The sequence below is a fragment of the Pseudomonas sp. GW821-FHT01A09 genome, assembly GCF_058986725.1.
The window spans coordinates 83,137-105,797 of the sequence record NZ_JBYSWB010000021.1 but is presented as its reverse complement, the minus strand read 5'-3'; the positions used below and the strand labels follow the sequence as shown (position 1 = coordinate 105,797).

The window sequence follows — 22,661 nt, the reverse complement described above, 5'->3', positions numbered from 1 at the left end:
GCCCTGTTGAAAAACCAGAGCGAATACCAATCCAAAGCACCGATTCTGGCTTGTTGAAAACCATAGAATCTCCCACATGTAGGAGCCGGCCCTCCGCGGGCAAGCCCTGCTCCTACAGATGGAACCCTGTGGGAGCCGGGCTTGCCCGCGAAGGCGTCATCAGCATCACCGCAGATCCAGCGGCTTGATCACCCTCACCCGTTACGGAAAATAAAGCTGTAAGCACTCAACGCCGGCACACCACCAAGGTGGGCATACAGTACTTTCGAGCCCTCGGGAAACTCGCCATTGCGCACCATGTCGATCATCCCATGCATCGACTTGCCCTCGTACACCGGGTCGGTCAGCACCCCTTCCAGCCGTGCGCACAGGCGGATCGCTTCCAGCGTCCCTTCGCTTGGCAGTCCGTATTCCGGGCCGCCGTAACGGGTATCCAGCACCACATCCTCATCGGTAATCGGCCGCCCCAGGTCGACGATTTCGGCGGTATGCCGGGCGATGCGCAGCACTTGCTCGCGGGTCTTCTCCGGCTTGGCCGATGCATCGATGCCGATCACCTTGTTGGCCCGACCATCGGCGGCGAAGCCCACCACCATGCCGGCATGGGTACTGCCGGTCACCGAGCAGACGACGATGTAGTCGAACGTGAAGCCCAGCTCCTTTTCTTGCTCGCGGACTTCTTCAGCGAAGGCCACGAAGCCGATACCGCCATAGGGGTGCTCGGAACAACCGGCGGGGATCGGGAAGGGTTTGCCGCCGCTTTCCCGCACATCGCTCATGGCCTGTTCCCAGCTCGGGCGGATGCCGATATCGAAGCCGGCCGAATCCAGGCGCACGTCGGCACCCATGATGCGCGACATCTCGATGTTGCCGACGCGGTCATACACGGCGTCGGAGTAGTTGACCCAGTTTTCCTGGACCAGCACGCACTTCATGCCCAGGTGCGCCGCCACGGCCGCGACCTGGCGGGTCTGGTTGGACTGGATGCCACCGATCGACACCAGGGTATCGCAGCCCTGCTCCAGCGCTTCCGGTATCAGGTATTCCAGCTTGCGGGTCTTGTTGCCGCCGAAGGCCAGGCCGCTGTTGCAGTCTTCGCGCTTTGCGTACAGCTCGACCTTGCCACCCAGGTGTGCGCTCAGGCGCTTGAGCGGGGTGATCGGCGATGGCCCGAAGGTCAGCGGGTAGCGCTTGAATTTCTCGAGATTCATGCTGTGGCTCCTGATTCGAAAGGGTATCCAGGCGGCGCAAAAGACTGCGCGGCAACAACGACAGGTTATGAGAAACGGCAAAAAAGCGGGTTGCGATTAGTGGCTTGTTTTTCGCATTTAATTAGCTGGAATCCATGAGTAACGTTTTTTGTTCGGCAGGAGGTCGCTTGAAAGCAATAAATGAAAGTCACCGCGCCGCGGGCCCAACCACGGCGGCGCTTGAGCTGGACCGCATCGATCGAGCCATTCTCAAGACCCTGCAGAAGGATGCGTCGATCTCCAACGTCGCCTTGGCCGAGAAGGTAAAACTCAGCCCACCCGCTTGCCTGCGCCGTGTCGAGCGCTTGAAGGAGGCAGGGTTGATACGGGGCATCGTGGCGTTGCTCGACCCCCAGGCGCTGGATGTCGGTATGGTGATTCTGATCGGCGTGGTGCTGGATCGCTCGACGCCGCAGTCGTTCGCGGATTTCGAAACGGCCGCGCAGAAGGTATCCGGCTGCATGGAGCTGCACGTGGTGACGGGGGAATTCGATTACTTCATGTTGCTGCGTACCCGCGACAATGCCAGCTTCAACCGCTTGCACGCCGAGCAGTTGCTGTATCTGCCGGGCGTGCGGCAAATCCGTTCGTTCATGGGCTTGCGGCAGGTGCTGTCGACCACCTTGCTGCCGATCTGATCAGCACATCGAGAAGTGATCCTGCAGCTGGTGTTTCACCAACTCCCGGGCGGTATCGAGGATGCGCTGCAACTGTGCGTCCACATCGGCAACGCCCGATTGCAGTTCGATAAAGCGCAGCGAATGCCCGCACACCGAACCGAGCCACGCCAGTTGCCCGCCGGTATCCTGCTCGAGATCGAGCAGCACGCAGTGGTGCGGCAGCGCCTTGAGCACAGCGCCGATTTCGCAGTTCGAGTCGAATCCGATTCTCTGGTTTTCAGCATTGAGCCAGTCACGCTGCAGCCCATCGGCATCGTTTATGTGCAGGTAGGCCACCTGCTCCCAGCCCTCAATGGCCGCGTGCAGCGCCGAGGCCAGCGGCTGGGGCATGCGGTTGCCCTCGACCAATACCAGGGCGACGTTTGGGTTCGGGGCTTTGATCCACTGTGATTTGAGCGAGGTGATCGACATGCTGAACCTCCGAATGGGCTGCCCTGAAAGTACGCAAAGACCGAAAGAATTTCATACCTTTAATGGCGGCGGTTTCGGGAGGTTGTTCAGCCTCCGCTGGAAGGAGCGACAGGATCAATGATCCGCGGGCATGGATATTCGGCAGGATCATTGCAAGCAACTCCAGCACCTGCGGGCCTGATCAGGATCGATTGCCATGACGCAAGCCACCGACCTCAACCCTTACGAACGGAAGATTCTTCGCGCCCTGCAGGCCGACGGTAGGATGAGCAATGCCGAGCTGGCCAAGCAGGTCGGCCTTAGCACCACCGCGTGCTGGAACTACACCCGGCGCCTGTTCGATAACGGTGTGATCAAAAGCGTACACGCGCTGATCGACCCCAACGCAGTGGAGCAAGGCACGGTGGTATTGATCGGCGTGGTGCTGGATCGCTCGACGCCGGACAGTTTCGCCGCCTTCGAGAGCGCCGCACGTGCCCTGCCCCATGTGCTCGAATGCTGGCTCGTGGCCGGCGATGTGGATTACTTCATGAAGCTGAGGGTGCGCGACCTGCCGGCCTTCAACCAACTGCACAACGCGCAGATCATCGCGCTGCCAGGCGTTCGTCAGGTGCGCACCTTTTTCGTCCTCAACGAAGTGAAGAGCGACGGTTTGCTGGATTTTTAAGGCTTACCACTCGACCACGATCTTGCCGAAATGCCCGGCGCTCTCCTGATAGCGAAAGGCATCGCCGAGCTTTTCCAGTGGGAAGCTTTTATCCACCACCGGGCGGATCCCAGCCTGGTTCAGGGCTGCGACGTATTCCTGCTGCTGGCGCCGGGTGCCAACGATCAACCCCTGCAACCGCGCTTGCTTGGCCATCAGCAACGACGTCGGGACCTCGCCCCCGCGCCCCGTCAGCACGCCGATCAAAGAGATATGCCCGCCCACACGCACGGCCTTGATGGATTGCCCGAGCGTGCCGGGGCCGCTCAGCTCCACGACATGGTCGACGCCTTTGCCGCCAGTCAGCTTGAGCACATGATCCGCCCAGTCCGGGTGCTCTTTGTAGTTGATGCCATGGTCGGCCCCGAGGGCTTTGGCTTTCGCCAGTTTCTCGTTCGATGACGAGGTGATGATGACCGTGGCACCGAACAACTTGGCGATCTGCAAAGCGGCGATGGAGACACCGCCAGTACCCAAAGTCAGTACGGTGTCGCCGGCTTTCAACAGCCCGTCCGCCACCAATGCCCGCCAAGCGGTGAGCCCTGCAGTCGTGATGGTTGCGGCTTCGGCGTGAGTCCAGCCTTGCGGGGCGTGGGTGAAATCCGTGGCGGCGCGTACGGTGAACTCGGTTGCATAGCCATCGATGCCATCGCCTGGTGTGCCGGCGAAGTTACCGGCGGAGGAAGTCGGCAGGCCGTCCAGCCAGTGTGGGAAAAAGGTAGAGACCACCGAATCGCCCACCTTGAATTCCTCGACTCCCTCACCGGTTGCTTCGACCACGCCCGCACCATCGGCCATCAGCAAGCGCGGTTCTTTCTTCGGGGTCCCGCCTTTGGCTACCAGCAGATCGTGGTAGTTGAGGGAGGTGGCGTGCAGGGCGACACGAATCTGCCCCGGGCCAGGCTGCCCTGGGTCTGGAATGTCACGAACTTCGAGATTATCCAAGCCACCGGGGCCGTTGACGTAAACTGCTTTCATCGAGCTTTCTCCAGGCTGAGGACGGCAAGCCGTCGTTCTCGCAAAGGTGTTCCACGTGGAACAGCATAGAAATCAGTCGCCGATGACCAGCCCATTGGGCGGCAGCGGCAATGCAGTTTTATAACGCACTTGTTTGAGGGCAAAACTGGAACGGATGTTCGCCACATCGGGAAACTTGGTCAGGTGGTCGAGGATAAAACGCTCCAGTGACTGAATATTCGGCACCAACACCCGAATCAGGTAATCCGCGTCGCCGGACATCAGATAGCACTCCATCACCTCCGGGCGGTCGGCGATGGCGTCTTCGAATCGCTGTAGCGCACCTTCGACCTGCTTTTCCAGGCTCACGTGGATGAATACGTTGACGTGCAACCCGAGCACGTCGGGTTCGAGCAAGGTCACCTGGCGCTTGATCACCCCGAGTTCCTCCATTGCCTTGACGCGATTGAAGCAGGGGGTGGGGGACAGATTAACGGAGCGCGCCAGGTCGGCATTGGTGATCCTGGCGTTTTCCTGAAGTGAATTGAGGATTCCGATGTCGGTGCGGTCGAGTTTTTTCATCAGTCATTCATTCTTGTTTTGGCCCTGAATAGGGTCAGATTAACTGTAATTGCCCGTTTCTGCCCGCTGATGATGCACCCTGCCAGGGCGCCACACGCGGTCACTGCTGTCTGCGACCAAATGGCACGGATCCTGCGCGCCCCTGGGTATGTGGATGCCGGTATTTGGCATTCATGCTTGAAGGCGGTGCCGATAATCGAATGAACCTTTATTCATTCTCAATCATCCGGATTCGAGGTCAGCATGATGAACATCGCAGAACAGCAGGTTGATCCCGCAACCCTTAAACGGGTGATATGCGCCGCCGCCATTGGCAACTTCGTCGAGTGGTTCGATTTTGCGGTTTATGGGTTTCTGGCGACGGTCATCGCCGCACAGTTCTTCCCCAGCGGCGACCCGAGCGTGGCGCTGCTGAAAACTTTCGCGGTGTTTGCCGTGGCCTTCGCATTCCGGCCGTTGGGCGGTATTTTCTTCGGCATGCTCGGCGACCGTATTGGCCGCAAGCGGGTGTTGTCGACGACCATCCTGCTGATGGCCGGAGCGACCACGCTTATCGGCGTGCTGCCGGGTTATGCACAGATCGGCCTGTTCGCGCCGCTGCTGCTGACCATCATCCGCTGCGCCCAGGGCTTCTCGGCGGGTGGCGAATATGCCGGCGCCTGTGCCTATCTGATGGAACATGCGCCACGGACCAAACGCGCCTGGTATGGCAGCTTCGTGCCGGTTTCCACCTTCAGCGCCTTCGCCTGCGCCGCAGTCATCGCCTACGCATTGGATGCCTCACTGACGCCTGAGTCGATGGCGAGCTGGGGCTGGCGCGTGCCTTTTTTGGTGGCGGCGCCACTGGGCATCGTCGGGCTGTACCTGCGCTTGCGACTGGATGAAACACCGGCTTTCCAGGCGGTCGCCAACGAGCATGCCGTGGCGCACTCGCCGCTGCGTGAAACCCTCAAGACCCAGGGCGGTGCGATCTGCTGCCTCGGTGCGTTCGTGTCCTTGACCGCCCTGTCCTTCTATACCTTCACCACCTACTTCACCACTTACCTGCAGGTCGCCGGTGGCTTGAGCCGTGCGACTGCCCTGTTGATCTCGGTAATCGCTTTGGTGTTTGCCGCTTTGATGTGTCCGGTGGCGGGCGCGTATTCCGACAAGGTTGGGCGGCGAGCGACCATTCTCACCACCGGCGTTGGCTTGATCGTGGTGGTGTACCCGGCCTTCATGCTGGCCAGCTCCGGCTCCTTTGCCGGTTCCATCGTCGGCGTGATGTTGCTGGCGCTGGGGGCGGTACTCAGTGGTGTGGTGACCGCAGCGCTGTTGTCGGAAGTATTCCCGACCCGCACGCGCTATACCGCTTCGGCGATCACCTACAACATGGCGTACACCCTCTTCGGCGGCACAGCGCCGTTGATGGCGACTTGGTTGATCGGCATGACTGGCAGCAACCTGGCACCGGCGTACTACCTGATCGCGATTTCATTGCTGGCGTTGGCGGGTGGGTTGGCGCTGCCGGAGACCTCGAAGATATCGCTGCACAGTTCGTTACCGGATGCGGATGAGGGATCGTTGGCAGGCTCGGTTGGTTGATTGGCTTTGGTGGCCTCATCGCGGGCAAGCCCTGCTCCACAGGTGTATAGCCTTTCACTGTGGGAGCAGGGCTTGCCCGCGAAAGGGCCATAAGCTGCACGACACATCCTGGATAAAAACGCACAACCGATGGGTGAAAATCATCGGCCACGTTTTCCGCACAAGGGTCTAGGATTAAGGGGTAAAAAAATAATAAAAGAGGCGTTCAATGCCATCTTCCACCCCGTACGACTTTATCGTGGTCGGCGCCGGGCCCGCAGGGGCTTTGCTCGCCAATCGTCTATCGGCAGACCCGACAAAGCGGGTGCTGCTGCTCGAAGCCGGTGGCCGGGACAACTACGCCTGGATTCACATCCCCGTCGGCTACCTGTTCTGTATCGGCAACCCCCGCACTGACTGGTGCTTCAAGACCGAGGCGCAATCCGGACTGCAAGGCCGTGCCCTGAGTTATCCCCGAGGCAAGGTGCTGGGCGGCTGCTCCTCCATCAACGGCATGATCTACATGCGCGGCCAGGCGGCGGACTACGATGGCTGGGCCGCCGCAGGCAATCGCGGCTGGGGCTGGGACGATGTGCTGCCGTTGTTCAAGAAGAGCGAAAACCATTATCAGGGCAACTCGGACTTCCACAGTGCCGAGGGCGAGTGGCGGGTCGAGAACCAGCGTTATCGATGGCCGATCCTCAACTCCTTTCAACTGGCCGCCGCGCAGTCGGGCATCGCCAGCATCGATGATTTCAACACGGGCGATAACGAAGGCTGCAGCTACTTTCAGGTCAACCAACGTTCCGGTGTGCGCTGGAACTCCGCCAAAGCCTTCCTGCGACCGATCCTCAAACGTCCCAATCTCACCCTGCTCACCGGTGTCGAGGTCAGCAAGGTCATCCTCGAGCAAGGCCGCGCTGTGGCTGTCAGTGCACGTTGGCAGCAAGCCCAACAGCGCTTTGAATGCCGCGGCGAGATCATCCTCTGCGCTGGCGCCATTGGCACGCCCAATATTCTCCAACGCTCGGGCATCGGCCCGCGGTCATTGCTCGAACGTCTGGGCATCCCAGTGCAGGTGGAGCGGCCAGCAGTGGGCGGCAATCTTCAGGATCACTTGCAGCTGCGGCTGATCTACCAGATCGACAAGGCCCGGACCCTCAACCAGGTCGCCAACAGCCTGTGGGGCAAGTTCGGCATGGGCCTGCGCTATCTGTACGATCGCAGCGGCCCGCTGGCCATGGCGCCGAGCCAGTTGGGCGCCTTCGTGCGCTCGGGGCCGGAACAGACCCGGGCGAATCTCGAATACCACGTGCAACCGCTGTCGCTTGAGCGTTTCGGTGAACCCTTGCACAGCTTCCCGGCGTTTACCGCTTCGGTGTGCAACCTGCGGCCGATGAGTCGCGGCCGGGTCGATATCGTCTCTGCCGAGGCGGATCACGCCCCCTCCATAGACCCCAACTACCTGAGCCACCCGGACGACCTGCGCGTTGCCGCCGACTCCATCCGTCTGACTCGCCGGATCGTCAACGCCCCGGCCCTGGCCGCCTTCAATCCCAGAGAGTACCTCCCGGGCCCCGAATTGCAGACCGAAGAACAGCTGCACGAAGCGGCCGCGCGAATCGGCACGACGATTTTCCACCCGGTTGGCACGTGCCGTATGGGCAATGACGCTGATGCGGTGGTCGACGACCAGCTACGGGTCCGGGGTGTGCAAGGGCTGCGGGTCGCCGATGCCTCGATCATGCCCAGCATCACCTCCGGCAACACCTGCTCCCCGACCCTGATGATCGCTGAAAAGGCCGCGCAATTACTGGCGGCACAACGCGCCCCTTCCGTTCGCGTAGACACAGGAACGACCCAGAAGAGAGAGGCAGAACCCTTGGAAACCTGAACACCCACGCTGTGATTTAGCCTCGGGGCCGTCAAGCCTTGAGTCGACAGTGGACAACAACAATAAGCACTGTGCCCTCGGGCCGAAGGAAATCACCTATGTCGGACTACCTCCACAAGCACCCGGCCATGGCCGCCCCCGATCCTGCGGCCGCAGGTCGGGAGGAAAGAAAGATCATTTTCGCGTCATCCCTTGGGACTGTTTTCGAGTGGTATGACTTTTTTCTCTATGGCGCGTTGGCGGCGATCATCAGCAAGCAGTTCTTTGCCGGGGTCAACGACACCACCGCGTTTATCTTCGCCTTGATGGCCTTCGCCGCCGGCTTCCTGGTTCGCCCTTTTGGCGCGCTGGTGTTCGGGCGCCTGGGTGACATGATCGGGCGCAAATACACCTTTCTGATGACCATCGTGCTGATGGGCCTGTCGACCTTCGCGGTGGGCCTGTTGCCGACGTACGGCACCATCGGCATCGCCGCCCCGATCATGCTGATATGCCTGCGCATGCTGCAGGGGCTGGCGCTAGGGGGCGAGTATGGTGGTGCTGCCACCTATGTGGCCGAGCATGCGCCACCTGGCAAGCGTGGGCATCACACTGGCTGGATTCAATCCACCGCGACGCTGGGTCTGTTGCTGTCGCTGTTGGTCGTGCTGGGTTGCCGCTACCTGACCGGAGATCAGTTCGAAGTCTGGGGCTGGCGCCTGCCCTTTCTGCTGTCGGTGGTGCTGCTGGGCATTTCGACCTGGATCCGCATGAGCCTGCACGAGTCGCCCTCGTTCAGCAAAATGAAATCCGAGGGCAAGACCAGCAAGTCGCCGATTCGTGAATCCTTCGGCTCCTGGCCCAACCTCAAGATTGTTCTCATCGCGCTGTTCAGCATCAACGCCGGTCAGGCAGTGACCTTCTACGCTGCGCAGTTCTACGTGCTGTTCTTCCTGACCCAGATCCTCAAGATGGATGCCGCCCAGGCCAACACCTTGCTGATCATCAGCGTAGTGATCGGTGCGCCGTTCTTCGTGTTCTTCGGCTGGCTGTCGGATCGCATAGGTCGCAAGCCGATTCTGCTGATGGGCCTGCTGCTGGCGACGGTGCTGTACTTCCCGCTGTTCAAGGCGCTGAGCCATTACGCCAATCCGCAGATCGATGCAGCCAGCCGCCAATCGCCGATTACCGTGATGGCGGACCCTTCGACCTGCACCTTCCAGTTCGACCCAGTGGGCAAAGCCAAATTCGACAGCCCATGCGATAAGGTCAAAACCTTCCTGGTCAAAGCGGGCCTGCCCTACAGCACGGAAAAAGTTGCCGCCGGCACCAACGTGGCGGTGACCATCGGCAACACGCGCATCGATGGCTATGACGAAGCGGCCATGCGCGCGGCAGTCACCACTGCCGGGTATCCCGCCAAGGCGGATGCCAGCCAGGTCAACCAGCCGATGGTGGTGTTGATCATCTTCGCGCTGATTCTGATCGCGACCATGACCTACGGGCCATTGGCGGCGGTGATGGTCGAACTGTTCCCGACGCGGATCCGCTACACCTCGATGTCCCTGCCCTACCACATCGGCAACGGCTGGTTTGGCGGCTTCCTGCCGACGGTGTCGTTCGCGCTGGTGGTGTACACCGGGGACATTTTCTATGGGCTTTGGTACCCCGTGATAGTCACTGCGGTGAGCTTGGTAGTGAACATCTTCTTCCTCAAGGAAACCAAAGACGTCGACCTCGACAACGCCTGATGCAAACCTGGCGACAATAAAAAAACCGGCGCTCTGGAGAGTGCCGGTTTTTTGTTGCGCGAAAAACTTATGCACGTTTTTCGGTTTTTTAGACCACTGGGAAATAACATTAAAAATCAGCTACTTAGATAAAAATAATGATTTTTATCAAAAAACTGTACACAAGTTATCCACAGATGACCCGTTATACCGGATTAGCGTTTTCCACCACTTGCGGGACCTCTGGGAGAGAGCCCATTTGCCGCTGGGTTTCTTCGTTCCAGGCGTAGGCGCGGTCATTCAAGGCGGCGATGGCACGAGGCCCGGTACCTTCGGCATACATCGGCGCGCCGATCACCAGTTCGATGGTCCCGGCGTGCTTGCCCCAGCCCTCGCGCGGCCAGTACTTACCGGCGTTGTGTGCAACCGGCAGCACGGGCAGGCCGGCATTCACCGCCAATGCGGTACCACTGCGGGAGAACTTGCCGATCTGGCCATAGGGGGTGCGCGTGCCTTCCGGGAAGATCAGCACCCAGACGCCATCCTTGAGCAACGGATCGCCCTTGGAGGCCACTTGCTTGAGCGCCGCCTTGGGGTTGTCCCGGTCGATGGCGATGGGCCGCAGCATGGCCATGGCCCAGCCGAAGAACGGCACGTACAACAGCTCGCGCTTGAGCACCTGGCTCAGTGGCTGAAAGTAGGCGGAGAGAAAGAACGTCTCCCAGGTGCTCTGGTGGTTGGAGAGGATTACGCAGGGCGTGGTCGGGACGTTTTCGGCGCCGGTGATATTGACCTTGATCCCCAGAATGCTGCGCGTCAGCAGCAGCGCGAAGCGGCACCAGTAGACGTTGATGAACCGATACCGGACGCGGAATGGCATGAACGGCGCGACGAAAAAGCTCAGCGTGCACCAGAGCAACGAGCTGGTGCCCAGCAGCAGGTAAAAAAGGACGAGCCTGATTGGCTGCACATTGGCCATGCGGTGATTACCGTTGCGGGCATGCCCGCCTGATGGCGGCGATTCCGGGCTGGGCGGGGCGATGGATTGCCCGCGGCCTAGGCGTGGGAAGCGCCGGCGTTGTGGATAAGTGTTCTGGCCACCTCGGCCAGATCCTCGAAAATCAGTGTGCCCGCCGGCAGTGACTTGCCAAGCGTGCGTTGGCCTTTACCGGTTTTCACCAATACTGGCTGAGAGTCGACGGCCACGGCGGCCTCCAGGTCACTGGCGCTGTCGCCAACGAACCAGAGACCGGCCGGTGTCGTATGGTAATGCTCTGAAATGTTTTGCAACATCCCCGGAAGCGGTTTCCGGCATCGGCAACCGTCGTTCGGCCCATGGGGGCAGTAGACGATCAGGCCGAGTTCACCGCCCTGCTCCCGCACCAGATCGCGAAGACGCTGGTGCATGGCCTCGAGCACCGCGATGCTGTAATAGCCACGGGCGATGCCGGACTGGTTGGTGGCCACGGCCACGGTCCAGCCGGCCTTGCTCAACTGCGCGATGGCCTCGATCGCGCCGGGAATGGGAATCCACTCCTCCAGCGACTTGATATAGGCGTCGGAGTCCTGGTTGATCACCCCGTCACGATCGAGAATCAGCAGTTTCACGGCTTACCCCAGCAGCGAGATGTCGGCGACGCCCAGGAACAAGCCGCGCAGCCGTGCCAGCAACGCATAACGGTTGGCCCGTACCGAGGCGTCTTCGGCGTTGACCATCACTGCCTCGAAGAAGGCGTCGACCGGTTCACGCAGTGCCGCCAGGCGAGCCAACGCTTCACGGTACTGACGGCTGGCAGCCATCGGCGCCACGGCGTGATCCGCCTGCTGGATGGCCGAGTACAGCGAGAACTCGTTGGCGTTGTCGAAGTACTTGGGCTCGACAGTTGCCGCCACGCCACCTTCGGCCTTGCTCAGCAGGTTGGACACGCGCTTGTTGACGGCGGCCAGGGCGGCGGCTTCCGGCAGACGGCGGAAGGCCTGCACGGCCTGCACGCGCTGATCGAAGTCCAGTGCCGAACCCGGCTTGAGCGCGCGCACCGACAGGTACACGGCGACGTCGGTGCCTTCGTCTTCATAACGCGCGCGCAGGCGGTCGAAGATGAAGTCCAGCACCTGTTCGGCCAGGCCAGCGCCTTTGACCTTGGTCCCCAGGGCCGAGACAGCGAAGGCCACCGCTTCGGTCAGGTCGAGGTCAAGTTGCTTCTCGATGAGGATACGCAGCACGCCCAGCGCCGCACGACGCAAGGCGTACGGGTCCTTGCTGCCGGTGGGCAGCATGCCGATGCCGAAGATCCCCACCAGGGTGTCGAGCTTGTCGGCGATGGCCACGGCGGCGCCGGTCAGGGTGGTCGGCAGTTCGGCGCCGGCACCGCGAGGCATGTATTGCTCGTTCAGCGCCAGGGCGACATCGTCAGGCTCGCCGTCGTTGAGGGCGTAGTAGTAGCCGGCGACACCTTGCATCTCCGGGAACTCGCCGACCATTTCGGTGGCCAGGTCGCACTTGGACAGCAAACCTGCACGGGCGGCGCGTTCGGCATCGCCGCCGATGCGCGGGGCAATGAACGCGGCCAGTTTGGAAACCCGCACGGCCTTGTCGTAGACGCTGCCCAGTTGCGCCTGAAACACCACGTTCTCAAGGCGCTGGTTGAAGGTCTCCAGCGGCTGCTTCTTGTCTTGCTTGAAGAAGAACTCGGCGTCGGTCAGGCGTGGGCGCACGACCTTCTCGTTACCCGAGACGATCTGGCGCGGGTCCTTGCTCTCGACGTTGGCCACGGTAATGAAGCGCGGCAGCAGCTTGCCGTCGGCATCCAGCAGGCAGAAGTACTTCTGGTTGTCCTGCATGGTGGTGATCAGGGCTTCCTGTGGCACTTCGAGGAAACGCTCCTCGAACGAGCACACCAGCGGCACCGGCCACTCGACCAGCGCGGTGACTTCGTCCAGCAGGCCGGCGGGCACGATGGCGGTGCCTTCCTGCTGGGTCGCCAGTTCGGCGGTGCGCTTGCTGATCAGTTCGCGACGCTCATCGGCATCGGCCAGCACGTAGGCCTTGCGCAGGTCCTCGGCATAGTTGGCCGGGGCGCTGATGCGTACGTTTTGCGGATGATGGAAGCGGTGCCCCCGGGATTCGCGGCCCGCCGTTTGCGCGAGGATGGTGCAGTCGATGACCTGCTCGCCGAACAGCATCACCAGCCACTGGGTCGGACGCACGAACTCTTCCTTGCGAGCACCCCAGCGCATGCGCTTGGGAATCGGCAGGTCGTTGAGCGAGTCTTCGACGATCTGTGGCAGCAGGCTCACAGTCGGCTTGCCGGCGATGTGCTGGCTGAAGCGCAGCTTGGCACCGCTCTGATCGATTTCACTCAGCTCGACGCCGCATTTTTTCGCGAAGCCCAACGCCGCCTGGGTCGGATTGCCCTCGGCGTCGAACGCGGCCTGACGGGGCGGGCCGTCGAGATTGATGCTGCGGTCAGGTTGTTGCACGTCCAGCGCGGTCAGCAACACGGCCAGGCGACGTGGCGCGGCGTAGGCTTTTTTCGCGGTGAAATTCAAGCCGGCGCTGTGCAGACCTTTTTCGATACCGGCCAGAAAGGCCTCGGCCAAGGTGTTCAGGGCCTTGGGTGGCAGCTCTCCGGTGCCCAGTTCAACCAGAAAATCTTGAGCACTCATTGTGCAGCCTCCAGCTTAGCCAACACTTCATCACGCAGATCGGGGGGGGCCATCGGGAAGCCCAGCTTGGCGCGAGCTTGCAGGTAGCTTTGCGCCACGGCACGGGCCAGGGTGCGCACGCGCAGGATGTACTGCTGGCGCGCGGTCACCGAGATGGCGCGGCGGGCGTCGAGCAGGTTGAAGGTGTGCGAGGCCTTGAGGACCATTTCGTAGGTCGGCAGCGGCAGTTGCAGCTCGATCAGGCGGTTGGCTTCGCTTTCGTAGAAGTCGAACAGCTCGAACAGTTTTTCGACGTTGGCGTGCTCGAAGTTGTAGGTGGACTGCTCCACTTCGTTCTGGTGGAACACGTCGCCGTAGGTCACCTTGCCGAACGGGCCGTCGGTCCAGACCAGGTCGTAGACCGAGTCCACGCCTTGCAGGTACATGGCCAGGCGCTCGAGGCCGTAGGTGATTTCACCGGTGACCGGGTAGCACTCGATGCCGCCCACTTGCTGGAAGTAGGTGAATTGCGACACTTCCATGCCGTTGAGCCAGATCTCCCAGCCCAGGCCCCATGCGCCGAGGGTCGGCGATTCCCAGTTGTCTTCGACGAAACGCACGTCGTGCACCAGCGGATCGAGGCCGATGTGCTGCAGCGAGCCGAGGTACAGCTCCTGGAAGTTGTCCGGGTTGGGCTTGAGCACCACCTGGAACTGATAGTAGTGCTGCAGGCGGTTGGGGTTCTCACCGTAGCGGCCGTCGGTAGGGCGACGGCTGGGCTGCACGTAGGCAGCGTTCCAGGTTTCCGGGCCGATGGCGCGCAGGAACGTGGCGGTATGAAAAGTGCCGGCGCCTACTTCCATATCGTAGGGCTGAAGTACCACGCAACCTTGCTCGGCCCAGTATTGCTGGAGGGCGAGGATCAAGTCTTGGAAGGTACGCACGGCTGGCGTAGGCTGGCTCACAAATTCACCTGTGTCTTGGGCTGCGAATATAAAGAGCGGGAGTATACCCCGATTCTGCTTCGCCTCTCACCCTTGGAGCCTTATGCCGCGCTGCTTTTGGTGTACAGAAGATCCGCTTTATCAGGATTATCACGATCATGAGTGGGGGGTGCCGCTGCGCGACCCCGCCGCGCTCTTCGAACTTCTTTTGCTCGAAGGGTTCCAGGCCGGTCTATCGTGGATCACGGTGCTCAAGAAGCGCGCGCACTACCGCAAGGTGATGTTCGGTTTCGATCCCGTGCGCCTGGCGCGCATGACCGACGAGCAGGTCGAGGCGCTGATGCTCGACCCGGGCATCATCCGCCATCGCGGCAAGATCGCCGGCGCGCGCAAGAACGCCCAGGCGTGGCTGGCGCTGGCGGATCCCGTCGAGTTTCTCTGGTCGTTCGTCGGTGGCCAGCCGATCGTCAACCATCACCCCGATCGCAGCGGCATGCCGACCCAGACCGAGCAGGCGGTGGCCATGAGCAAGGCGCTGAAAAAGGCCGGCTTCACCTTTGTCGGGCCGACCATCTGCTACGCCTTCATGCAGGCCTCGGGCATGGTCATGGACCACACCACCGATTGTGATCGCTACGCCATCCTCAGCCGCTGACGGGTACAATGGCGCCCTCGCAAATTCAGGAGTGATCTGTGGAAAAGTTCAAAGGCGCCATCATGGTCGGGGCCTTGCGCCTGTTCGCCTTGCTGCCGTGGCGCGCCGTGCAGCGCGTCGGCACCGCCATGGGCTGGCTGATGTGGAAGCTGCCCAACCGTTCGCGCGAGGTGGTGCGCATCAACCTCGCCAAGTGCTTCCCCGAACTCGACCCGGTCGCCCGCGAGCGCCTGGTGGGCCAGAGCCTGATGGACATCGGCAAGTCGTTCACTGAGAGTGCCTGCGCCTGGATCTGGCCGGCGCAGCGCTCCATCGACCTGGTGCGTGAAGTCGAGGGCCTGGAAGTGCTGACCGCGGCACTGGCCACCGGCAAGGGCGTGGTCGGCATCACCAGCCACCTGGGCAACTGGGAGGTGCTCAATCACTTCTATTGCAGCCAGTGCAAACCGATCATTTTCTACCGCCCGCCCAAGCTCAAGGCGGTGGACGACCTGTTGCGCCAGCAACGTGTGCAACTGGGCAACCGTGTGGCGGCGTCGACCAAGGAAGGCATCCTGAGCATCATCAAGGAAGTGCGCAAAGGCGGTCAGGTGGGGATTCCGGCCGATCCGGAGCCGGCTGAGTCGGCGGGGATCTTCGTGCCCTTTCTGGGGACCCAGGCGCTGACCAGCAAGTTCGTGCCCAACATGCTGGCCGGTGGCAAGGCGGTAGGGGTGTTCCTGCATGCCTTGCGCCTGCCGGATGGCTCGGGGTTCAAGGTGATCCTCGAAGCGGCGCCCGAGGACATGTACAGCACCGATACCGCGACTGCCGCCGCGGCCATGAGCAAGGTGGTAGAGAAGTACGTGCGCGCGTATCCGAGGCAGTACATGTGGAGCATGAAGCGCTTCAAGAAGCGGCCGGCGGGCGAGGCGCGCTGGTACTGAAGCCGCTGCCTGTGCGCCGTACTCCGTGGTGAGGGGGCTTGCTCCCGATAGGCCGGTGCTGACACACCCTGCATGGCAGGTCAGCCCCCTCACCACAGGGGTTGAGCTTCAGAAGAAGCTCAGCCCTACATGAAACAGCTTCTCCACCTCGCGAATCTGCTTTTTATCCACAACGAACAGAATCACGTGATCCCCCGCCTCGATCACCGTGTCGCCGTGGGCAATGATCACCTCGTCGTTGCGGATGATCGCGCCGATGGTGGTGCCTGGCGGCAGGGTGATACGTTCGATGGCGCGGCCGATGACCTTGCTCGAACGCGCATCGCCATGGGCAATGGCCTCGATGGCTTCCGCCGCGCCACGGCGCAGGGAGTGCACGCTGACGATGTCGCCGCGGCGCACGTGGGTCAGCAGGGTGCCGATGGTGGCCAACTGCGGGCTGATGGCGATGTCGATCTCGCCGCCCTGCACCAGGTCGACGTAGGCCGGGTTGTTGATGATGGTCATCACCTTGCGCGCGCCCAGACGCTTGGCCAGCAGGGACGACATGATGTTGGCTTCGTCATCGTTGGTCAGGGCCAGGAAGATGTCGGCCTGGGCGATGTTCTCTTCCAGCATCAGGTCGCGGTCCGAAGCGCTGCCCTGTAGCACCACGGTGCTGTCGAGGGTATCGGACAGATGCCGGCAGCGCGCCGGGCTCATCTCGATGATCTTGACCTGATAGCGGCTCTCGATGGCTTCGGCCAGCCGCTCGCCGATCTGCCCGCCGCCGGCGATGACGATGCGCTTGTTGTGCTCGTCCACGCCGCGCAACTCACCCATCACCGCGCGGATATCGCCCTTGGCGGCGATGAAGAACACTTCGTCGTCGGCTTCGATCACGGTATCGCCGCGGGGCAGGATCGGTCGGTCGCGGCGGAAGATCGCCGCCACGCGGGTGTCTACGTTGGGCATGTGCCGGCGGATCTGGCGCAGTTGCTGGCCTACCAACGGGCCGCCGTAGTAGGCCTTGACGCCCACCAGTTGCACCTTGCCCTCGGCGAAGTCGATCACTTGCAGGGCGCCGGGGTGCTCGATCAGGCGCTTGATGTAGTTGGTGACCAGCTGTTCCGGGCTGATCAGCACATCCACCGGAATGTGCTCGTTCTCGAACAGCTCCGGGCGGGTCAGGTAGGCCGCGGCGCGCACTCGGGCGATCTTGGTCGGGGTGTGGAACAGGGTGTAGGCGATCTGGCAGGCGATCATGTTGGTTTCGTCACTGTTGGTGACGGCCACCAGCATGTCGGCATCATCGGCGCCGGCCTGGCGCAGCACGGTGGGGAACGCGCCGTGGCCCTGGATGGTGCGGATGTCGAGGCGATCACCCAGGGCGCGCAGCAGGTCGGCGTTGGTGTCGATCACGGTGATGTCGTTGGCTTCGCTGGCCAGATGCTCCGCCAGCGTGCCGCCCACCTGCCCCGCGCCGAGGATGATGATTTTCATCCGCTCTCCTGTCAGTGCCCTGCGGCGATTTTGATCAGCTTGGCATAGTAGAAGCCATCGTGACCGCCTTCTTGCGCCAGCAATTGGCGGCCATGGGGCTGCTTGATGCCGGCCTGGGTGTCGAGGTCGAGTTCGCGGGCGCCGCGGGTGCGCGCGAGAAAGGCCTCGATCACTTCGGTGTTTTCGGTCGGCAGCGTCGAGCAGGTGGCGTACAGCAGGATGCCGCCCACTTGCAGCGTCGGCCACAGCGCGTCGAGCAGCTCGCCTTGCAGCGTGGCCAGCGCGGCGATGTCTTCGGGCTGACGGGTCAGCTTGATGTCCGGGTGGCGGCGGATCACCCCGGTGGCCGAACACGGCGCGTCGAGCAGGATGCGCTGGAACGGCTGGCCGTCCCACCAGGCGGCGGTGTCACGGCCGTCGGCGGCGATCAACTGCGCATCGAGGCCGAGCCGATCAAGGTTCTCGCGCACCCGCACCAGGCGTTTGGCTTCGAGATCGACCGCGACCACGGCCTTGAGATCGGCCTGGGCTTCGAGCAGGTGGCAGGTCTTGCCGCCCGGTGCGCAGCAGGCGTCGAGCACGCGCTGGCCGGGGGCCAGGTCGAGCAGCGCGGCGGCCAGTTGCGCCGCCTCGTCCTGAACGCTGATCCAGCCATCGGCGAAACCCGGCAGGTCGCGCACGTCGCAGGCGGCTTCGAGCACGATGCCGTCGCCGCTGAAGGTGCACGGGGTGGCCGCAACGCCAGCTGCACTGAGCAGTTGCAGGTAGGCATCGCGGCTGTGGTGGCGGCGATTGACCCGCAGGATCATCGGCGGATGGGCGTTGTTGGCCGCGCAGATGGCTTCCCACTGCTCGGGCCAGAAGGCCTTGAGGGCTTTCTGCAACCAGCGCGGGTGGGCGGTACGCACCACCGGATCACGCTCCAGCTCGGCGAGGATTTCCACGCCTTCGCGCTGCGCGCGGCGCAGCACGGCGTTGAGCAGGCCCTTGGCCCAAGGCTTTTTCAGCTTGTCGGCGCAGCCCACGGTTTCGCCGATGGCGGCATGAGCCGGGACGCGGGAATAAAACAGCTGGTACAGGCCTACCAGCATCAGCGCCTCGACGTCGGCATCGGCGGCCTTGAACGGCTTTTGCAGCAGCCGCTCGGCCAGTGCCGACAGCCGTGGCTGCCAACGGGCGGTGCCGAAGGCGAGGTCCTGGGTCAGACCACGGTCGCGGGCCTCGACCTTGTCCAGCTGCTTGGGCAGCGAGCTGTTCAGTGAGGCCTTGCCGCTGAGCACGGCGGCCAGGGCGTGGGCGGCGGCCAGACGTGGGTTCATTGGCCGAGCACCGTACCGACGGCGAATTTCTCGCGGCGACTGTTGAACAGGTCACTGAAATCGAGGGGTTTACCACCGGGCAATTGCAGGCGAGTCAGGCGCAGCGCCTGGCTGCCACAGGCGACCACTAGGCCGTCCTTGCTGGCGCTGAGGATCTGCCCCGGCGCGCCCTGCCCTTCGCTCAATTCAGCGGCCAGCACCTTGATGGGCTCGCCATTGAGCAGGCTGTGGCAGACAGGCCACGGGAAGAACGCCCGCACCTGTCGCTCGAGCTCGACCGCCGGCCGTTGCCAGTCGATACGCGCTTCGTCCTTGTTGAGCTTGTGGGCGTAGGTGGCCAGGCTGTCGTCCTGGACTTCGCCTTCGAGGGTGCCTGCCTGGAGCCCGGCAATGGCTTGCAACACGGCGGGCGGGCCCATCTGCGCCAGGCGGTCATGCAGACTGCCGCCGGTATCAGCGCTGGCGATTGGGGTGCTGACCTTGAGCAGCATCGGCCCGGTGTCGAGGCCGGCCTCCATGCGCATCACCGTCACGCCGCTTTCGCCATCGCCGGCTTCCACCGCGCGCTGGATCGGCGCCGCGCCGCGCCAGCGTGGCAGCAGCGAGGCATGGCTGTTGATGCAGCCCAGGCGCGGGATATCCAGCACCACCTGGGGCAGGATCAAGCCATAGGCGACGACGACCATCAAGTCTGGCGCGAGGGCCGCGAGCTCGGCCTGGGCCTCGGCATTGCGCAGCGTCTGCGGCTGGTACACCGCAATGTCATGCTGCAACGCCAGTTGCTTGACCGGGCTGGGCATCAGTTTCTGCCCACGACCGGCCGGCCGATCAGGCTGGGTGTACACCGCGACAACCTCGTGAGGGCTGTCGAGCAGGGCCTGGAGGTGGTCGGCGGCAAATTCGGGAGTCCCCGCAAAAACGATGCGCATGGCAGCCTCTTGAATAAAAGTCTTGAAACAAAAAGGCTTGCCGCAGCAAGCCTTTGGAGGATGGCGATCACGCCTGGCGGTGCAGTTTTTCGAGCTTCTTCTTGATGCGGTCGCGCTTGAGCGTAGACAGGTAATCGACGAACAGCTTGCCGTTGAGGTGATCGCATTCGTGCTGGATGCACACGGCCAGCAGGCCTTCGGCGATCAGTTCGTAGGGCTGGCCGTCGCGGTCCAGGGCCTTGACCTTGACGCGCTGCGGACGATCGACGTTCTCGTAGAAGCCGGGCACCGACAGGCAGCCTTCCTGGTATTGGTCCATCTCGTCGGTCAGCGCTTCGAACTCGGGGTTGATGAACACCCGCGGCTCGCTGCGATCTTCGCTCAGATCCATGACCACGATGCGCTGGTGCACGTTGACCTGGGTGGCAGCCAGCCCGATGCCGGGCGCTTCGTACATGGTTTCAAACATGTCATCGATCAGCTGGCGAACCTTGTCGTCGACCACAGCCACTGGCTTGGCCAGGGTGCGCAGACGCGGGTCTGGAAATTCGAGGATGTTTAAAATAGCCATATGCGTAATTGCTGCACTGTGAGGTAAAGTCTGTGAGGAGCGGCCGCGCAGCCCATGTTGAGCGTCCGCTGGAAAACGTTCTCCGTCACGAGGAGAAGTCCCGCGCACCGCGCGCGTTTCACGTGATCGCACATAATAAAGGGATTCACGGCATGAGGAAATCACTACTCGCCTTGCTGTTGCTGGCCGTCGCGGGCGTGGTGCAGGCTCAGGTGTTGCTCAAGGACGGTTATCCACAGCGCTACACGGTCGTGCAGGGCGATACGCTGTGGGACATTTCCGGCAAATTCCTTCAGCAGCCTTGGCAGTGGCCGAACATCTGGCATGCCAATCCGCAGATCGCCAATCCCGATCTCATCTACCCCGGCGACACCCTGGTGTTGAGCTATGTCGACGGCCAGCCGCAGTTGATGCTCGAGCGCGGACAGTCGCGGGGCACGATCAAATTGTCACCGCATATTCGCAGCTCGCCGATGGCCGAAGCGGTGCCGACCATCCCTCTGGGAGCGATCAACGCCTTTCTGATCAACAACCGTATCGTCGATGATCCCGCGGTATTCGACCGCGCGCCCTATATCGTCGCCGGCAACGCCGAGCGCGTGCTCAGCGGCATGGGCGACCGGATCTACGCCCGCGGCACCTTCAGCCCGGACCACACCGTCTATGGCATCTTCCGCCAGGGCAAGACCTATACCGATCCCGCCACCGGCGAGGTCCTCGGCATCAATGCCGACAGCGTCGGCGGCGGCGAAGTGGTCGCCACCGAGCGGGACATCGCCACCCTCAACCTGCAGCGCTCGAGCACCGAGGTCCGCCTGGGCGATCGGCTGTTCAGCACCGAGGAGCATGCGGTGACCTCGACCTTCATGCCGAGCCCGCCGAACAGCCCGATCGACGGCTTGATTCTCGATGTACCTCGGGGGGTGACCCAGGTCGGCAAGTTCGACGTGGTGACATTGAACAAGGGCCGCCGTGACGGCTTGGTCGATGGCAATGTGCTGGCGATCTACAAGACCGGCGAGACCGTTCGCGATCGCGTGACCGGTCAGCAGGTCAAGGTGCCTGACGAAAATTCCGGATTGCTGATGATCGTTCGCACTTATGAAAAGCTCAGCTATGGTTTAGTGCTCAGCGCCAATCGCTCGCTGGAAGTGATGGATAAAGTCAGAAATCCCTGAGGGTTTTTGATAGCTTCCTCACGAAGTTTTCCTTTAGTTGTCAACAGAGTTATCCACAGGTTTTGCTGTGGAATAAAAGCCCAAGAGATCAAGGATGATCGAATGCCACTCTTCACCGAAGGCGCGGCTGCGCCCGTTGTTTGTCCCCTCACCAGCGCCGAACTGCAAGCCCGTTTATGCTTGCAGCGGCTCCCGGAAATCGGCTCCGCCCGCTTGCGCAAACTGGTCGATGCCTTTGGCGGTGCCGCTTCGGCGCTGACGGCATCATCGGCGGCCTGGCGGTCGCTGGGCATGCCGGCGGTCAGTATAGATGCGCGCGGCAGTTCTGCAATCTGTGCTGGTGCCAGCGCTGCGATGCGCTGGTTAGAGCGGCCGGGGCAGTCTTTATTGATGTGGGACCAGCCCGGCTACCCGGCGCTGCTGGCGGAAATTCCCGATCCACCGGCGCTGTTGTTCGTCGTCGGCGATGCCCGTGTCCTTGAACATCCACAGCTGGCGATCGTCGGTAGCCGGCGTGCTTCGCGGCCGGGCCTGGACACCGCCGCGGCCTTTTCCCGCAGTCTGGCGCGCATCGGTTTCAGCATCACCAGCGGCCTTGCGTTAGGGGTCGATGGCGCGGCGCACAAGGCGGCGCTGGAGGCGGCAGGCGTCACAATCGGCGTGCTCGGTACCGGCCTCGAAAAACTTTATCCACAGCGCCATCGGCAGCTCGCCGCCGACATTTGCGCGCAAGGCGGCGCGGTCGTTTCGGAGCTGCCGCTGGACGCCGGGCCCCACGCCGCAAACTTCCCGCGGCGCAACCGGATCATCAGTGGGCTGTCACTGGGCGTGCTGGTGATCGAAGCCAGCATCGCCAGTGGCTCGCTGATCACCGCGCGCCTGGCAGCCGAACAGGGCCGTGAAGTGTTCGCCATTCCTGGCTCGATTCATCACCCGGGCGCGAAAGGCTGCCACCAGTTGATCCGCGACGGTGCGCAGTTGGTCGAAAGCATCGAGCACATTCTCGAGGCGTTGCGGGGCTGGCAGCATTTGCCGCCGCCGACGGACTCGGCTGCCAGTACAGTTCCCGCCCCGGTGCATCCGCTGGTGCAACTGCTGGTGGCCTGTCCGCACACCAGTGAAGGCCTCGCCCTTGCAAGCGGGCAGGATCTGTCTGCGGTGCTGGCCACCCTGACCCAGCTGGAAATGGATGGCCGCGTGACCTGCGAGGCTGGCCGTTGGTTTGCGCGCTCGGGATAAGTACACTGCACCCACTGTAAA

General features: G+C 62.4%; 21 protein-coding genes. 9 read left to right on the top strand and 12 right to left on the bottom strand.

The genetic code is table 11. The features are described from left to right. Positions 1-194 precede the first annotated feature (194 nt). Positions 195-1,211 carry a 1-aminocyclopropane-1-carboxylate deaminase gene (locus AC3WJP_RS21470; protein ID WP_493724259.1) on the bottom strand — a complete coding sequence of 339 codons (1,017 nt, stop codon included), beginning with the start codon at positions 1,209-1,211 and terminating at the stop codon, positions 195-197. A 167-nt stretch (positions 1,212-1,378) separates the two neighbouring features. Here AC3WJP_RS21470 and AC3WJP_RS21465 point away from each other — a divergent pair, with 167 nt between their 5' ends. After that, the gene (locus AC3WJP_RS21465; protein ID WP_493724260.1) at positions 1,379-1,888 is read left to right on the top strand and encodes an Lrp/AsnC family transcriptional regulator; all 510 of its coding nucleotides are present in this window, start codon (positions 1,379-1,381) and stop codon (positions 1,886-1,888) included. On the opposite strand, the gene AC3WJP_RS21460 is transcribed toward AC3WJP_RS21465, so the two are convergent. After that, on the bottom strand, positions 1,889-2,341 hold the full coding sequence (locus AC3WJP_RS21460) for a hypothetical protein (protein WP_493724261.1): 453 nt from the start codon (positions 2,339-2,341) through the stop codon (positions 1,889-1,891). A gap of 196 nt (positions 2,342-2,537) precedes the next feature. On the opposite strand from AC3WJP_RS21460, the gene AC3WJP_RS21455 reads away from it, so the two are divergent. Then, positions 2,538-3,008, top strand: a complete 471-nt coding sequence (locus tag AC3WJP_RS21455) for an Lrp/AsnC family transcriptional regulator (protein ID WP_493724262.1) — start codon at positions 2,538-2,540, stop codon at positions 3,006-3,008. Positions 3,009-3,011: 3 nt separating this feature from the next. Here AC3WJP_RS21455 and AC3WJP_RS21450 read toward each other — a convergent pair whose 3' ends face one another. Continuing rightward, complete coding sequence (locus tag AC3WJP_RS21450; RefSeq protein ID WP_493724263.1) at positions 3,012-4,025, bottom strand: zinc-dependent alcohol dehydrogenase family protein; 1,014 nt, start codon at positions 4,023-4,025, stop codon at positions 3,012-3,014. Between the two features lie 72 nt (positions 4,026-4,097). Further along, complete coding sequence (gene bkdR, locus AC3WJP_RS21445; RefSeq protein WP_493724264.1) at positions 4,098-4,586, bottom strand: Bkd operon transcriptional regulator BkdR; 489 nt, start codon at positions 4,584-4,586, stop codon at positions 4,098-4,100. A gap of 246 nt (positions 4,587-4,832) precedes the next feature. Here bkdR and AC3WJP_RS21440 point away from each other — a divergent pair, with 246 nt between their 5' ends. The 3 genes from AC3WJP_RS21440 to AC3WJP_RS21430 all read left to right on the top strand — a co-directional run bounded on the left by AC3WJP_RS21440 (position 4,833) and on the right by AC3WJP_RS21430 (position 9,773). Beyond that, positions 4,833-6,170 carry an MFS transporter gene (locus tag AC3WJP_RS21440; RefSeq protein WP_493735691.1) on the top strand — a complete coding sequence of 446 codons (1,338 nt, stop codon included), beginning with the start codon at positions 4,833-4,835 and terminating at the stop codon, positions 6,168-6,170. Positions 6,171-6,378: 208 nt separating this feature from the next. Continuing rightward, complete coding sequence (locus AC3WJP_RS21435) at positions 6,379-8,043, top strand: GMC family oxidoreductase (protein WP_493724266.1); 1,665 nt, start codon at positions 6,379-6,381, stop codon at positions 8,041-8,043. A 128-nt stretch (positions 8,044-8,171) separates the two neighbouring features. Further along, positions 8,172-9,773: an MFS transporter gene (locus AC3WJP_RS21430; protein ID WP_493724283.1), complete on the top strand. Its 1,602-nt coding sequence runs from the start codon at positions 8,172-8,174 to the stop codon at positions 9,771-9,773. A gap of 184 nt (positions 9,774-9,957) precedes the next feature. Here AC3WJP_RS21430 and AC3WJP_RS21425 read toward each other — a convergent pair whose 3' ends face one another. The 4 genes from AC3WJP_RS21425 to glyQ form a co-directional block, all read right to left on the bottom strand. Further along, positions 9,958-10,731, bottom strand: a complete 774-nt coding sequence (locus tag AC3WJP_RS21425) for a lysophospholipid acyltransferase family protein (protein WP_493724267.1) — start codon at positions 10,729-10,731, stop codon at positions 9,958-9,960. 77 nt (positions 10,732-10,808) lie between these two features. Further along, on the bottom strand, positions 10,809-11,360 hold the full coding sequence (gene gmhB, locus AC3WJP_RS21420; RefSeq protein WP_493724268.1) for a D-glycero-beta-D-manno-heptose 1,7-bisphosphate 7-phosphatase: 552 nt from the start codon (positions 11,358-11,360) through the stop codon (positions 10,809-10,811). A 3-nt stretch (positions 11,361-11,363) separates the two neighbouring features. Beyond that, entirely contained in the window at positions 11,364-13,418 is a 2,055-nt protein-coding gene (glyS, locus tag AC3WJP_RS21415; protein ID WP_493724269.1) for a glycine--tRNA ligase subunit beta, read from the bottom strand. Then, the gene (glyQ, locus tag AC3WJP_RS21410; protein ID WP_493724270.1) at positions 13,415-14,362 is read right to left on the bottom strand and encodes a glycine--tRNA ligase subunit alpha; all 948 of its coding nucleotides are present in this window, start codon (positions 14,360-14,362) and stop codon (positions 13,415-13,417) included. Before glyQ ends, glyS begins: the two co-directional genes overlap by 4 nt. An 82-nt stretch (positions 14,363-14,444) precedes the next feature. On the opposite strand from glyQ, the gene AC3WJP_RS21405 reads away from it, so the two are divergent. Both AC3WJP_RS21405 and AC3WJP_RS21400 read left to right on the top strand, forming a co-directional pair. Next, a complete protein-coding gene (locus tag AC3WJP_RS21405; RefSeq protein WP_493724271.1) occupies positions 14,445-14,996 on the top strand; it encodes a DNA-3-methyladenine glycosylase I in 552 nt (183 codons plus the stop codon). Positions 14,997-15,034: 38 nt separating this feature from the next. Continuing rightward, positions 15,035-15,922 (top strand): lysophospholipid acyltransferase, encoded by an 888-nt coding sequence (locus tag AC3WJP_RS21400; protein ID WP_493735690.1) that lies wholly within the window; start codon positions 15,035-15,037, stop codon positions 15,920-15,922. Between the two features lie 108 nt (positions 15,923-16,030). Here AC3WJP_RS21400 and trkA read toward each other — a convergent pair whose 3' ends face one another. From trkA to def, 4 genes are all read right to left on the bottom strand, one after another. After that, the gene (gene trkA, locus AC3WJP_RS21395) at positions 16,031-17,404 is read right to left on the bottom strand and encodes a Trk system potassium transporter TrkA (RefSeq protein WP_493724273.1); all 1,374 of its coding nucleotides are present in this window, start codon (positions 17,402-17,404) and stop codon (positions 16,031-16,033) included. Between the two features lie 11 nt (positions 17,405-17,415). Beyond that, positions 17,416-18,723, bottom strand: coding sequence for a 16S rRNA (cytosine(967)-C(5))-methyltransferase RsmB (rsmB, locus tag AC3WJP_RS21390; protein ID WP_493724274.1), 1,308 nt, complete (start codon positions 18,721-18,723; stop codon positions 17,416-17,418). After that, on the bottom strand, positions 18,720-19,652 hold the full coding sequence (fmt, locus tag AC3WJP_RS21385; protein ID WP_493724275.1) for a methionyl-tRNA formyltransferase: 933 nt from the start codon (positions 19,650-19,652) through the stop codon (positions 18,720-18,722). Before fmt ends, rsmB begins: the two co-directional genes overlap by 4 nt. Before the next feature lie 67 nt (positions 19,653-19,719). After that, entirely contained in the window at positions 19,720-20,223 is a 504-nt protein-coding gene (gene def / locus AC3WJP_RS21380; protein WP_493724276.1) for a peptide deformylase, read from the bottom strand. 152 nt (positions 20,224-20,375) lie between these two features. Here def and AC3WJP_RS21375 point away from each other — a divergent pair, with 152 nt between their 5' ends. Next, positions 20,376-21,401, top strand: a complete 1,026-nt coding sequence (locus AC3WJP_RS21375; RefSeq protein WP_493724277.1) for a LysM peptidoglycan-binding domain-containing protein — start codon at positions 20,376-20,378, stop codon at positions 21,399-21,401. Between the two features lie 102 nt (positions 21,402-21,503). Next, the gene (dprA, locus tag AC3WJP_RS21370; protein WP_493724278.1) at positions 21,504-22,640 is read left to right on the top strand and encodes a DNA-processing protein DprA; all 1,137 of its coding nucleotides are present in this window, start codon (positions 21,504-21,506) and stop codon (positions 22,638-22,640) included. Positions 22,641-22,661: the final 21 nt, after the last annotated feature.